The organism is Moritella dasanensis ArB 0140 (assembly GCF_000276805.1).
Lineage (GTDB): Bacteria > Pseudomonadota > Gammaproteobacteria > Enterobacterales > Moritellaceae > Moritella > Moritella dasanensis.
Window position 1 is genome coordinate 36,022 of sequence record NZ_AKXQ01000007.1, and the last position, 14,053, is coordinate 50,074.

Genomic DNA, 14,053 nt, shown 5'->3' on the forward strand with positions numbered 1-14,053 from the left:
TGATTAATATGAATGAAATTAAGAAAGATATTGCAATTATAGGTGGTGGTTTTTTTGGGTTATATATTGCTGAATATTTTGCACGAATAGGAAAAAGCGTTGTTATCATCGAAAAAGAAAAAGATGCGATGCAGCGTGCATCGTATGCCAATCAGGCAAGAGTGCACAATGGTTATCATTATCCGCGTAGTATTTTAACCGCTTTAAGATCTCGCATGTCCTTTCCTCGATTCGTTGATGAGTTTAAAGAATGTATAGATGATGAATTTGATAAATATTACATGATTGCAAATAGGTTGGGGAAGGTTAGTCCAAATCAATTTCATAAATTTTGTGACCGAATTGGTGCTCCTTGTAATCCAGCACCTGATCATATAAAAAAATTGACGAATCCAAAAATGATCGATGCAGTATTCTCAACTAAAGAATTTGCCTTTGACTCTACGATCCTTAAATCGACTATGTTAGATAGAATTCAAAATGCAGGTGTTGAAATTTTGTGTAATCATAGTGTTGAACGCATTGTTTATGATGAAAAGATCTCAAGATTGAACCTTACTGTTTCTACTGAAGAAGATCTGCTTCATATTTCTGCAAAACAAGTGTTCAATTGCACTTACTCCATGTTGAATTCAGTTCTGTCACAATCAAAAATTGAATTAATTCCATTGCGCCATGAAATGACAGAAATGTGTATTGTTGATGTCCCAAATGAACTTAAAAATGTTGGGATTACTGTCATGTGTGGGCCTTTCTTTTCTGTTATGCCATTTCCATCGAAGAACGCACATTCTCTTAGCCATGTCAGATATACACCACATTATGAATGGAATGATAATGAGGGGGGGTATATGGATGCCCATAAACATTATAAAGAAGCAATAAAAGCATCTGCATGGAAAAAAATGAAATATGATGCTCAACGTTACATACCAATATTAAGTGATTTAAAATACAAAGAATCTTTGTGGGAGGTTAAAACTATATTGCCTCGCAGTGACTCTGATGATTCTCGACCAATTTTATTCCGTGCCAATTATGCATTACCAGGTTTCCACTGTGTAATGGGTGGGAAAATTGATAATGTATATGATGCAATTGAAACTATTAATAATTTAGGATTGGATAGATGAATAAGCAAGATACCTTTGTTTCTGTTGTTTTGGTCGTTGAAAACCAGGCTGAAATACTCACGAAATTTTTAGTCAAGTTAGAACCATATTTAAGAGAGCAATATTCAGATTACGAAATAGTTATTATTGATCAGAATTCAACTGATGCCACAGAAAGTATGCTCGATAAATTACTAACTACATATCAATCAATTCGTTATTTAAAGTTGGCGCATGGTGTACCTCATGATGTTGCGCTTGCCGCCGGAATTGAAAATGCTATTGGTGATTTTGTTATAAACATGAGTATAGAATTTGACGCTATTACTCTTGTTAATTCATTTGTATCTGAAGGTAAAAATGGTAGCGATATCGTTATTGGCGTATCCGAAAATACGACCAGTAAACTGTATAAATTGGTTCGTCATTTATCTGAGAAATTAATTCACACTATTGGTTATACACTACCAGCCAATTCAACAGGCTCATTGTGTTTAAGCAGAAGATCTGTAAATGCTATAACGGAATCAGGACGCTTCTATTGTAAATTACATATGAGAATGGCTAACATAGGTTATGTAGTGAAAGCACTATCTTATGATTTATCATCTAAAAAAGAGAAGAAAAAAATAATCACGGGCATTCAAGAAACGCTTCATCACATGGTCTTTAATTCAACTAAACCATTGCGCTGGATGAGTGGCTTAGGCGTAATTGGTAGTATAATGGCATTCATATTTTCAATGTACACTTTGATTATAAATTTGTTTAATAATCATGTAACGGAAGGTTGGACGACTACTATTTTATTTATGTCTATTTTGTTCGCTATTTTATTTATGATGCTGTCTTTTTTTGGGGAGTATCTTGCTCGACTTCTAAATGATAGAAGTGAACATAAAGAATATAATGTAGTTTTTGAAAAAAATAGTTCTGTGATGTTAGATGAAAAGCGTCAAAATGTTCTATTTTCTTCTCTTAGCGATGAGACTAACTTAACTAAAACAAGAAGAGATAAATGATTTCCTCACTTAATAACTACAATGTCCCAAAATACGAAGAGCGTTTTTCTTTAGAAAAAAAGCATGATTATTGCGTTGCAATATTTGTAATAAATGAAGGTGAAAAACTTCATATGCAATTAGATCGAATGCAAGATATTAATATTAATGCCGATATCATTATCTCCGATGGTGATAGCAATGATGGCTCAACTGATACCAAGTTATTAAAAGAAAAGGGAGTAAATACTCTTCTTGTCAAAAAAGAGTTTGGTAAGCTTGGCTCTCAAATGAGAATCGCATTTTCATGGGCGTTAGAGCGCGGGTATAAAGGCATTGTCGTTATTGACGGAAATAACAAGGATAGTGTTGAAAATATTAATGATTTCGTCAATAAAATGGAGGCTGGATATGACCATATTCAAGGTTCTCGATTCATACCTGGCGGGCAAGCTATCAATACACCTAAATCACGTTTACTGGGTCTTAAAGTGTTACATGTCCCTCTTATTCGTTTAGCTTCAGGTTTTAAATATACAGATACAACAAATGGGTTCAGAGCTTATAGTTCTAAACTATTAATGGATAATAAAATGTCTATATTCAGAGATGTTTTTACAGGGTATGAATTACATTATTACTTAGCGATTAATGCTGCAAAATTAGGGTTTAAGTGTGTAGAGGTACCGGTAACAAGGGTATACCCTAAAGGTAAAGTACCTACAAAAATAAGCCCGATTAAGGGGAATTTAAATGTAATAAAAACATTAATATTTACTTGCATCGGAGGTTTTAATGTTAAGTAGGAGTGATCGTTTTACACTAACTAATTTGTGTTTTTCATTGTTGATTGCTTTTTTTTTTTCGTACTTATATTATATATCGAATATAAATACGCTTGATACCTATGCTTCATTTATAAATGGAGATACCATAAATCAATTTTATAGTAAAACAACTGATTACCGAGTTATTCCTCTATTCTTATCCCTTTTAATGATAAGTTTTATCGCTTGTGAAAAAAGTGCAGTATTAGAAAAAATGTACTCACTTTATCGATTGAAATCTCTTACTATTCCTCATTCTACAGCAATAATAATTAAAAAATCAGTTGAATTTTTAATTATTATTTTGATTGCTTATGTAACTACAAAACTGATTTTTATATTAGTAGGAGTTGAACACTATTCAATGTTCAGGAGAAACCTACTGATTATTGTTTTCACTACTTTGTCTCTTTTTTTCAAAAGTAGATCCTTACTTGTTTCACAATCGTTATTCTCACTATCACCGTTACTTTACCTTAAAGAAGAGTATGTTTATAACGGGGAGTTAATCCATTTTGAAAACTCGAACTATTTAACTCTGTTTCTATCTATACTTGCCATATTAACATTGTCATTAACTATTATAGATATTGTAAAAAAACAGCATAGAGTAGCATTTTCGTCATTGATATTTTTAGCTATTTTAGTGATAGGTTCTGCTTCTAGGGTTTATGCTTTAGATGAATACCACGTAGGTGAGTTATTTACAGCCTTTCATCAAAGCTTTGAATTACGTCAAGCTCTTTATTCTGAGTTTATACCAACCAAAGGTTTTATGCATATTGCGGTTGGGTTTATCAATGACCAGTTATATTCAGGGAATTATGTAACAATAAATTTGTCATCAAAGCTATTTTCTTTATTGTCAGCATTTTTACTCTTGGGGATTATAGTTAGATATTATTCTAGGTGGGTTATATGTCTGTTATTAATAATAGGTATTCCACTCTATGGTCACTTTCGAATTGATATCTACTACCCTATCGTCATAGGGTTATGCTTACTTAGTGATAAAAAAATAAATGAGAATAATTATAATTTTATAATTATTTTTTTAGTTTATTTTTTCATAAGTTTTCTGTATTACAACGCCTTTGCTTTAGCCCTTTTTGTTTCTTTGATCCCTATTCTGCTATATAAAATTTACAAGGTTTTTAAATTAAAGCAAAAACCTAATAAGGCACAATTAATATTTATTTTTATTGGGCTTAGTGTTTTCATCTATGCATTTGATTATATCATCGGCTCTTTAAATTATTCATTGGTAAATAGCAGCTCTAATCTTTTTTATTGGGGAAATCCAGGCTCCTCGATAAAATTTATTCAAAGTAATTTTTGGATTTTCATTCCTATTACTATCTCTTATCTTTTCTATACCAAACAAATAGAAAAGAACTTAAATAATCTACTTTGGGCTACTTTTTTTGTTGTTTTTCCTTTCACTATTTTATCTTATATGGAAGGAAGGGCAGATGGGGGATTCTTTAGGGCTCTAGGCTATTCTACTTTCTCATCTATATTACTATTGAGCTATGTTGCTTGTAATAATATTATTCTAAGAAAAAAAGTAAAAGTTGTATTATGTATTCTCCCAATCCTTATATTAATTACGATTGGTTTTCATCCGAAACTTGTCACTTTCAAAAGCCTAGACGCCTTCAAAACTCATCATATTTCAGGAGATATGCTTCTAAGTGACGAGGGCGTTATTCCTAATTTGGGTAAGGGGTTTATCAATACCAATAGATATAATGACTTATTGACAGAATATAAACTGATGAATCAGCTTTCAAAAAACGAGACATTTTTAATTATTGACCCGTACACAACGCAGAGCGCGCGTTACTCTATTTATGGAAAAAAAGTACCAACAATGTCTCATGCAGTCTTAAATGTTTCTAGCTTAGACTCTCAAAGTACTGAGTTAAAGAAAGTTAAAAAGATGAGTGTCAAAATAATTCGTATATCGTCAGGCATTAATCGATATCACCTCTTCTATAAATACCTCACTTCATTAGATTATGTGTTTACTACTTTTAATAATAGAGATTATTTAATTGCCCCTGAATTATTTAATGAAATTAAGGTTAGCTTTGATTTACAAGAAAAGAATTTCTTTAAATCTCAATATACAACCGTTGAATTTGGTCTTCTTCCGTTAAAATGGGGCGGAGCATTTAAGTATGAAAAAGATAACCTTGCTAAAACTCCTGTAATGCTAAATGCAAAATCTGTAAATGATATAACAGAAAGCCCTCGTTACAAACTTGGGAAGAAAGACCCATATATCACTTTTGATGTATCTCAACTAATGAGAGGTAGAGAAAATGATCTGTTATATCTTGAAATAGAAAAAAGTAGTGAGTCTATATGCTCTGCTCAGTTTTTTTGGAGTGCGGGCTCTGTGTACAATGAAGAAAATAGTATTCGATTTAAACTGGGTAATGGAAAAGCAATTATTCCTCTGGGGATGAATTTAAATTGGTTAAAAAGTGAAAGTGTATCTAGTGTTCGTCTCGATATAGATCAGTGCTCAGGGCAGGGGGTTACGATAAAAATGATTAATTTTTATAACTATGATTACGGAGATTAACCATCAATAGAAGTCGGCATTTGATGTGATAGTAATCTATCAAAATTAATTTTTAAATTTTTTATATTGAGTACAGGATATTTATTTTGTTTAAAAGAAATATTACCATCTTGGGTTTATTATTTAGCATTGCATTCATTTTTATTGTGCTATCTTTATCAGTTTCGATTGATATACCCACGTTACATTTAGATGGACATTACCAAACTGCGAGTAGTTTATTTAGAATTAATGATGGGCAACTTATAGGAAAAGATTTCCTTCCTTATCTTGGTATTGCTCCTACATTTCTAGTTTACCCAATATACTTTATTTCCGGGGCTGAACTTTCTGACTCTGTTTTTTCTGCACAGTTGATGGTTTATTTTTTTCAATGGTTGTCAGTAGTAATCATTTGTCGTCTTATTTTAAAACGAATGAGTTTAGCAGAACAGATTTCTACAGCTTCAATTATATATTTAATATGTATAGCGATTGGATATTTTTCATTTAATTACATTTTTACTTTCTCAACGACTCCAGGGAATTCACTCCGACCAATACGAATGATAATCCCTTATTTAGCTGGATTTAGTATCTATCTTATATTTAACTTAAAAATATCGTCATTTTATAAAAACTTGTTATTAGGCGTAGTTTTAGCTATTTCTTTATTGTGGTCTAATGATCTAGCTATACCAACTTTCTTGTACTTTTCGATGTTTATATTTAGCTACCAACTTTTTAAAAAGTCTGGTAGTAAAATGTCTTTTATATCTTCTTTTATATCTTCTTTTATATTCCCTCTTTTTTTTTGGTTTGTATTGTTATATCTAATTACTGGTGGGCATTATTACGAACTTCTAAAATTTAATTTTGTTGACGTTGCGAATGACCAATGGTGGTATTATGGTCCTTATGAGCAATCTAGAAGAGTTTTTGTTCTTGAAGATCTATTTAATATATTTAATGTAAAATTAACATCCTCTTTACTTTGTTTAGCCTTATGCTTATATTTTTCGATAAAAGATAAATCATTAGAATATTGTTTATTATTCTCTATTGGTTCTGTTCTTTTTTTAGGTGGGATTTTATCATCTGTTGGAGGGCATATCGGAGGATACTTTGTGGGGTTTTATTTTTGGTCTATTATTGTGTCAGTTGTTTACTTTTATAAATTGGCTATTTTAAGACTTAAATTAAGTTCAGTATTAATTTATCTAAAATTATTAATTATTATTTTTTTAGCTATTCTTTCTTATATTAATTATTCTCATTTAAAAGAAACAGCAGAAAATGACTCATCTAAATTTTATGTTGATAATTTAGATGGTTACTTGGATATTAGTTGGGCTCCTTATCTAGAGTACATATCTAGACATGAAGGTTTAAATGTTGTTGAAGAGTATTGGGGGGTATGGGGAGGTGTTAAAGGTGCAGCACACTTGTTGCCTGTTGATTCAGCTATTCATGCGTTAGGAGACATAAGAATAGTCGCAACGGAACGAATTAAAAAAGCAGATATACTGGTGGTTACTAGGGCTGACTTAGAGTTATTTTGGCAACCATGGAGTTTTAGTCAAAATTTTTGGTTTTACAAAGAAATATTAAATAATTTTAAGCTAGACTTTCTTGCTCCTTCTGTTGCTGTCTGGAAGAGAGTTGAAGGAAATAGAAGGGATTTTGATGATGCATTATGCACAATAAATGAAAATAAATCCTCATTCACGATCGACTCAAAGCATACTGGATTATATAAAATAAATCTGCACTATCTTTTTGAAAAAAAATCCATTTTTTCTCGTAATTTAATGATGTTACAAAATAATATTTCATTTGCACCTGATGCGAATGGGTATGTTGCAGTTGACCATAATCAACAATACGTTGAGTTTCCTGTGCTGATGGATGATCTTGATCATAATACCTTCTCATCTACTGTGATTGGTGGGGATTATAATCTAGAATTTTATAAATGCAGTGCTCAACATATTAACTTTGATATGAATGATTATTTTAATTCTGATGTTGCATATACTAAACCTAGTGCAGATCTTTTTTACGTTACAGATCGACATTGGGAAAAAGGAATTGCTCGCAATTGGGTGGGATTTTTTGTAAAGAACACTACAATCAACATCCAAAAGTTCAAGGTAGATTCTGAGGTTGTATTTAAAGATGGAAGTAGCCGTATAATTAATGATGTGGTAAATCGTGGGATCTACCTTCATATTGTTCTCTCTGGTGATGAACTGTTAGATTATGAAAAAGTAGGACGGCCTGACACTTTCACAGTCTTGGAAAATAGAGAGCCGTTTTATGTTACTGATCGTAATTGGGAAAAAGGTATTGCTCGTAATTGGGTGGGTTTTTTTGTACCGAATACTGTAATAAACAACCAAAATTTTAAGGTGGGTTCTGAGGTGGTATTCAAAGATAGAGACAGCCGTATGATTAAGAATGTGATAAATCGTGGATCTCATCTTTATATTGTTGTTTCTGGTGAATTATTAGATTTTAAGAAAACAGGACGACCTGATACTTTTACAATCTTGAAAAATAAAGACCTGTGAATTTTAAATGTATTGACTGTTAAGGCTTATTGTTCCATGTGGCGTTGTTGACTAAATCAGGGAACCTTTCGTAAATTTTGTGAGCAGATCATTATCACGGATTTTAAAAGGTTCACTTGATTTGTAAGTCGAAGAACAACATTACAAATTGGCCAGAGTATAATCGTGTGTTAACTCAACGTGGCTCAATTACATTTTGGGTAGACGAATCAGCCATCGAAGCATGGACTTGCAGTAAACATCATGGAAAGCGTGGTCGAGGATTTCAATTCTCTGAAGTGTCGATTGAAACTGCATTTATAGTGAAACGTGTATTTTCGCTACCATTCCGCTTATTACAAGGCTTTATTGATTCCATTTTATTTCTGATGAATTTTCCATTGCGTAGTCCCAATTATTAGAGCGTAAGTAGACGAGCCAAAACGGTGAAATAAAATATCGTAACCCATCCTGAGGTGCTATACGACATATCGCCATCCATTCAAAGGGCTTAAAAGTGTTTGGCGAAGGCGAATGGAAGGTTAAGAAGCACGGCAGTGAACAGCATCAATACATATGGCGGTCGATGTTGATACTCTTGAAATTATTTCAGCTGAAATTACGCTTGTTAATGTTAATGACAGTGAAATACTACCTTCGTTACTCAACCCTCTACGTCGACGTATTTCAGAAGTCTCAGGTGATGGTGCGTACGAGACAAAATAATGTCATAAAATACTGAAGAAAAAAGATTAAACTACTTATCCAACCACGTAAAAGTACTGGATTATGGGAAGCTGGTCATGCGATAAATAAAGCTGTAATAGCACTCAAAGCGGGGGAACTGAAATAGTAGAAAGCTGATACTGGTTATCACGATAGATCGTTATCGGAAACTGCAATGTATCGGTATAAAACGCTCAATAAAGTCATTAAACTAGGGGGCTGTTGATCTTTCACATCGGCAGCCAAATTATTGAGCATGCTAACGCTAGCATGCTTTCAAAGTGTATTTGCAACTTATCATATCGCGTTGCAAGGACTCTAAAATGTTTTAATCTGGAAAACGCATTCTCAACAAGATGTCGATATTTGTATAAACACCAATCAATGTCATCATTTCCCTCTTTTGAATTACGTTTACGTGGAATGATTGGCTCTGAGTTATTTTTTATCACATTTTCTCTTATCGGCTCACTAACATAACCTTTATCTGCAATGACAAATTCACTTTGTGGTAGCTTATCGATAATCTCACTTGCCACTTTGCTGTCATGAACGTCACCGCTTGTGACGATAAATTCAATGGGTAAATACCACCATGGCTTAAACCGATGCCTTGATTACACTCAGATGCAGCGCCAGCATTGTGCTGATGAGCTTTGATATAGCTTCCATTAAACTCCCACTCACAATCGCTGTCTTTAGAAGGAGCTCTAAATAAGCGTAACAGGAGCCCTTTCCTTGACCAGATAATAAATCGACGATAAACGTTATTCGATCGCTCAAAATATTTGGGTAAATCACGCCATGCACAACCGATTCGTAATCGGTAAAGTATACATTCTAATGTTTTACGATGTTCAGGCTTGTCATCGACACGGTCTTCAAGCAATATAGATTTCAGTTTTGACCAGTGTTCATCATTGAGCATTAATAGGGCCATGGCAACCTCTGTATTTTTTTGCGAAGTGAATTATATGAAGTTGCCACTCATATTTACAATTTCACCAAAGATCAACAGCCCCTATGTGTGCCTGAAAGAAACACAAGTATTTAGAATTTTATAACAAAGGGGATGATCAAACCTCTAACTGATTTGATCAACAAGGCCATTCCATGTTGAAATGTAGAAACGATGTTGCAGCTATTATTGTAACGCATAATCCAAATCGTCAAGAACTACTCAATCTGATTGATAAATTAACTGATCAAGTTTCACTGATACATATCATTGATAATGGATCTGTGAAATTTGCTCTTGGCGAATTAAAAAAAATAAACTTGACGTTGCTACCAAGTAACATGGGCATTGCGCATGCCCAAAACATTGGCCTAAATATGGCAATAAACAACGGCTTTACTGATTTTGTACTTTTTGATCAAGATAGTTTACCTTCCGACTCTATGATATCAGACCTTCTTGTCACTCGAACGCGAGCTTTAGAAGCGGAAGTCAATGTAGCCGCGGTTGGTCCAGTTCATATTGACCAAGATAACTTTTCAGAAAGTATTTTCATTGATACAAGCAATAAAACCTTAAAAAAGATCTTGCCGAGTCGTGACCGACAAGCGGGTCGTCACTTTGCTAAATGTGACTTTTTGATCGCGTCAGGTTGTCTTATATCAAAAGATTCTTTAGATATAGTTGGATATATGGAAGATGATCTTTTTATAGATTGCGTAGATATCGAATGGGGTTTTCGAGCGTTGGATAAAGGCTTACATTGTATTGCAGCGTTCGATGCGAAAATGTATCACAAAATTGGTGAGGCTCCTTTGAAGCTTTTTGGCCGAGACCTGACCACGCACTCTCCTGTACGCCATTATTATTTCTATCGAAATTTTTATCAGCTATTAAAGCGTTCCTATGTCCCTTATTGTTGGAAAAGGCATACTTTTATTAAATCGACGGTGCAGGCTTTTGTATTTTCGTCCTTTCTCTCTCCTCGATTCGAGCATTTCAAATGTATTGTAAAGGGTATTCTCCACGGTCTAATGAACAAAAATGGTAAATATGAGTAAAAAATTAGTTTTCGTTATCAATGTTGATTGGTACTTCCGTCTTCACTGGTTAGAGCGAGCAAGTTATTTCAAATCTTTGGGTTATAGCGTTCATATTATTACCAACTTCTTGGATGCTTCCATAAAAAATGAACTCACGGCGATGGGCTTCACGTGCCACCAGTTCTCTGTTAAGCGTAAGAGTCTTAACTTATTTCGCGAATTTACGGGCATCTGGCATTTAAAGTGCTTGTTGAAAATGATTAAACCCGATTTGATTCATTGCGTTACTATTAAACCTAATATTTATACGGGTTTTATTAATCGTTTTTTTATAAAAAAACCAATAATTTATAGTATTACCGGGCTCGGGGCTGTTTTTAGTTCATCATCATTAAAATTTGTTATTCTTAGGCGTCTAATAATCGCACTTTACAAGACTATATCCGTTCATCACTCAAAATTTATTTTTGAAAACAGTGAAGATTGTTCACTATTTCAAAATGTTGGCATTATAAAAAATAGTAATAGTATCGTGATAAAAGGTGCGGGTATTGACTTGAAACGCTTTGCTTCGTCACATTTGCCATCTGATAAAAGTGTACTTTTTGCTGCTCGTCTTTTAAAAGACAAAGGCCTTCACTGTTTAATCGAAGCCAAAAAAATATTAGTTAAACGAGGTTGTGATTTTACACTTAATGTTGCAGGGATCATTGATAGTGACGTTTCATCCGCTATTTCGATATGTCAAATCGAGATGTGGGCTAAAAATGGAGATATAAACTGGCTAGGTAATATCAAAGACATGCCAAACTTAATTAAGCAAAATGATATCGTTTGTCTACCTACGACTTATGGGGAGGGCGTACCGCGTATCCTTATTGAAGCTGCTTCATGTCAGAGGCCAATTGTCACGACAGATGTTGCGGGCTGTCGCGAGATCGTTTCTCACGGCTTCAATGGTCTGTTGGCTGCGCCTAATGATTCAGCCTCACTCGCTAATTGCTTACAGGAACTGCTCGAAAGCAAAGAAAAACGTCGAGAATTCGGAGTTAATGGGCGACAAAAAGTCGAAGCTGAGTTTTCCCAAGAAATGGTGTTTGAGAAAACGCTTCAAGTATACGATGAGCTGTTATTGGTTTAATTTGGTGCATAACCCGTAGGCGCATCCAACAAGATGCGCCTGATACACTCCACATCAAAGTCATGGCAACAAGCATCAAGCTGACTAATTAGTATTCCCATCTCTAACCAATTTAGTTTATCTTCTTGCGCGGTCATGATTTTTGGATGACTTGTACCTTCCACGTGCTCGCCAATTAACAGTTCTTCATACAATTTTTCACCTGGTCTTAAACCGGTGAATTTAATCTCTATGTCGCCACTCTCTTTTTCACCTTGGGTATTGATGTGTTCTTTCATACCCATCAAATGGATCATGCGCTTGGCTAAATCCATGATTTTTACCGGTTCGCCCATATCCAGCACAAATACTTGGCCATTTTTCCCCATCGCCCCTGCTTGGATAACGAGTTGTGCGGCTTCAGGAATTAACATGAAGTAACGAATGATATCAGGGTGTGTAACGGTGACTGGACCACCTTTTTTAATTTGTTTTTTAAATAGCGGTACTACAGAGCCTGATGAGCCTAATACATTACCAAAGCGCACCATAGTGAAAATTGTGCAATTCTCTGTTTCTGCCAGTGCTTGTAATACTAATTCCGCCATGCGTTTACTTGCGCCCATGATGTTGGTTGGGCGCACGGCTTTATCGGTAGAGATCAGGGTAAAGTTAGCCACGTTACATTTTATAGCGGCTTGTGCGACGGCTAAGGTACCAAACACGTTATTACGAATACCTTCGACTATGTTGTCTTCAACGAGAGGTACGTGTTTATAAGCTGCTGCATGATAAACGGTATTAATATCGTAGGCTTGCATTAATTTTTCTACACGGTTTTGACGTTGCACAGAACCGAGTGCAGCAATGAGTTGTGTTTCTATGTGTAAGTTGTCTTTTATGCTTTCAAGTTCTTGGTTTATTTTGTAAAGATTGTATTCATTAAGCTCAAACATTAATAATGTTTTTGGTTTCTGAGCTAAAATTTGACGACATAACTCAGAGCCAATCGAGCCGCCAGCGCCTGTTACCATGACACGTTGGTCGGTTATATTTTTCGACAGCAGTTCGTTATCGGGTGCAACAGGGGCTCGACCGAGTAAGTCTGAAACATCTAAATCTTGGATTTCTGTTTCACGGGCTTTACCTGACGCGATGTCTTCAATAGAAGGGACGGAGAGTACCTCTATTGGCCAGTGAGATAATTTTTCAACTAAACGTAATCGTTCGCCTTTGTTGATATTATTGATGGCCATTAATAATTTTTCAGGTGCATACAGTGATTGTAATTGTTTAAACTCTGAACTGTGATGTACTTGTAAGCCATAAATAACCTGGCCTATTTTAGTTTTTTCATCATCTAAAATAGCGACAGGATGGTAATCATCTCCCTGAATAAGTGCATAAGCAAGATTGCGGCCTGTTGAACCCGCACCATAAATCACAACATTTGGTTTTTGGCGTTTATAATATTGGTAATAGAATGTTTTTACTAGAATACGCGGCCCACCTAATGCGAAAACAGCTAGACCAGCATAAATAAACGGTACACTTCGAGGTATGAAGGAGTGAAAAAAGAAACCGCTAATGGCGAGAGTCGTTGCTGATATGAAGGCTGCAAAGAAGATATTACCAATCGTCGGCAGCATCATGTAGCGTAGTACCGCTCGATACATGCCCAGTTTTATAAGTGCGGTAATGGTAATCGTAAGTGTGATGAGTAGACTTGCGATACCTTCGATATTAACGTGGAAATCAATGGTACCTAATCGAAAGGCGATAGCTAAGTATAGCGAGGTGATAATAGCCAGAATATCGAAAGTGACCGAGATAATGCGTTTATTCTTTCGTGTGGTATTAAGTAGCTTTTGAATTGGTGTAAACATGCTTGAATGCTGCTCTGTTAATAGATTCTGGATATCTTGTACCTCATTTTATGAATAACGAGGTATTTATATAGTATAATCTGCACTATTCTAGTTTTGTTTAGCTTAGCTTGCTAGTGTTTCTCAACATAAGTTCGAATAACCAGCATATTTAAGATTAAACTTATGGTTTAGATTGTACTCTTAATCATTTTAACCTCTGTTTTGACATGATGATTATAGTCTATTCAATTTAGAGGTTGTCGTTCGTATCAAC

8 protein-coding genes and 2 pseudogenes are annotated in these 14,053 nt (G+C 34.5%); 8 read left to right on the plus strand and 2 right to left on the minus strand.

Going from position 1 to position 14,053, the window contains the following annotated elements; translation table 11 throughout:
* Positions 1-8: 8 nt before the first annotated feature.
* From A923_RS0107335 to A923_RS23215, 6 genes and pseudogenes are all read left to right on the plus strand, one after another.
* The gene (locus A923_RS0107335) at positions 9-1,133 is read left to right on the plus strand and encodes an FAD-dependent oxidoreductase (RefSeq protein ID WP_017221018.1); all 1,125 of its coding nucleotides are present in this window, start codon (positions 9-11) and stop codon (positions 1,131-1,133) included.
* On the plus strand, positions 1,130-2,134 hold the full coding sequence (locus A923_RS0107340) for a glycosyltransferase (RefSeq protein ID WP_017221019.1): 1,005 nt from the start codon (positions 1,130-1,132) through the stop codon (positions 2,132-2,134). Before A923_RS0107335 ends, A923_RS0107340 begins: the two co-directional genes overlap by 4 nt.
* Positions 2,131-2,919, plus strand: a complete 789-nt coding sequence (locus A923_RS0107345) for a glycosyltransferase family 2 protein (RefSeq protein WP_017221020.1) — start codon at positions 2,131-2,133, stop codon at positions 2,917-2,919. The genes A923_RS0107340 and A923_RS0107345 overlap by 4 nt, the downstream gene beginning before the upstream one ends.
* Entirely contained in the window at positions 2,909-5,533 is a 2,625-nt protein-coding gene (locus tag A923_RS0107350) for a hypothetical protein (RefSeq protein WP_017221021.1), read from the plus strand. The genes A923_RS0107345 and A923_RS0107350 overlap by 11 nt, the downstream gene beginning before the upstream one ends.
* Before the next feature lie 86 nt (positions 5,534-5,619).
* Positions 5,620-8,085 (plus strand): hypothetical protein, encoded by a 2,466-nt coding sequence (locus A923_RS0107355; protein WP_017221022.1) that lies wholly within the window; start codon positions 5,620-5,622, stop codon positions 8,083-8,085.
* A 119-nt stretch (positions 8,086-8,204) separates the two neighbouring features.
* Positions 8,205-8,986: pseudogene (locus A923_RS23215) on the plus strand (IS5 family transposase); the annotation flags it as partial.
* Positions 8,987-9,020: 34 nt separating this feature from the next.
* On the opposite strand, the pseudogene A923_RS22495 reads toward A923_RS23215, so the two are convergent.
* A pseudogene (locus tag A923_RS22495) lies at positions 9,021-9,730 on the minus strand (IS5 family transposase).
* Between the two features lie 173 nt (positions 9,731-9,903).
* Here A923_RS22495 and A923_RS0107370 point away from each other — a divergent pair.
* Together A923_RS0107370 and A923_RS0107375 are read left to right on the plus strand one after the other, a co-directional pair.
* Complete coding sequence (locus A923_RS0107370; protein WP_017221023.1) at positions 9,904-10,809, plus strand: glycosyltransferase family 2 protein; 906 nt, start codon at positions 9,904-9,906, stop codon at positions 10,807-10,809.
* A complete protein-coding gene (locus A923_RS0107375) occupies positions 10,802-11,932 on the plus strand; it encodes a glycosyltransferase family 4 protein (protein WP_033197571.1) in 1,131 nt (376 codons plus the stop codon). Before A923_RS0107370 ends, A923_RS0107375 begins: the two co-directional genes overlap by 8 nt.
* Here the strand turns inward: A923_RS0107375 and A923_RS0107380 are convergent.
* On the minus strand, positions 11,929-13,797 hold the full coding sequence (locus tag A923_RS0107380) for a polysaccharide biosynthesis protein (protein ID WP_017221025.1): 1,869 nt from the start codon (positions 13,795-13,797) through the stop codon (positions 11,929-11,931). The genes A923_RS0107375 and A923_RS0107380 overlap by 4 nt on opposite strands.
* Between the last annotated feature and the right edge of the window lie 256 nt (positions 13,798-14,053).

Bases quoted from the DNA above. Each gene is read 5' to 3' on its own strand.
- A923_RS0107335 (WP_017221018.1), top strand. From the start codon at position 9: ATGAATGAAATTAAGAAAGATATTGCAATTATAGGTGGTGGTTTTTTT.
- A923_RS0107340 (WP_017221019.1), top strand. From the start codon at position 1,130: ATGAATAAGCAAGATACCTTTGTTTCTGTTGTTTTGGTCGTTGAAAAC.
- A923_RS0107345 (WP_017221020.1), top strand. From the start codon at position 2,131: ATGATTTCCTCACTTAATAACTACAATGTCCCAAAATACGAAGAGCGT.
- A923_RS0107350 (WP_017221021.1), top strand. From the start codon at position 2,909: ATGTTAAGTAGGAGTGATCGTTTTACACTAACTAATTTGTGTTTTTCA.
- A923_RS0107370 (WP_017221023.1), top strand. From the start codon at position 9,904: ATGTTGAAATGTAGAAACGATGTTGCAGCTATTATTGTAACGCATAAT.
- A923_RS0107375 (WP_033197571.1), top strand. From the start codon at position 10,802: ATGAGTAAAAAATTAGTTTTCGTTATCAATGTTGATTGGTACTTCCGT.
- A923_RS0107380 (WP_017221025.1), bottom strand. From the start codon at position 13,797: ATGTTTACACCAATTCAAAAGCTACTTAATACCACACGAAAGAATAAA.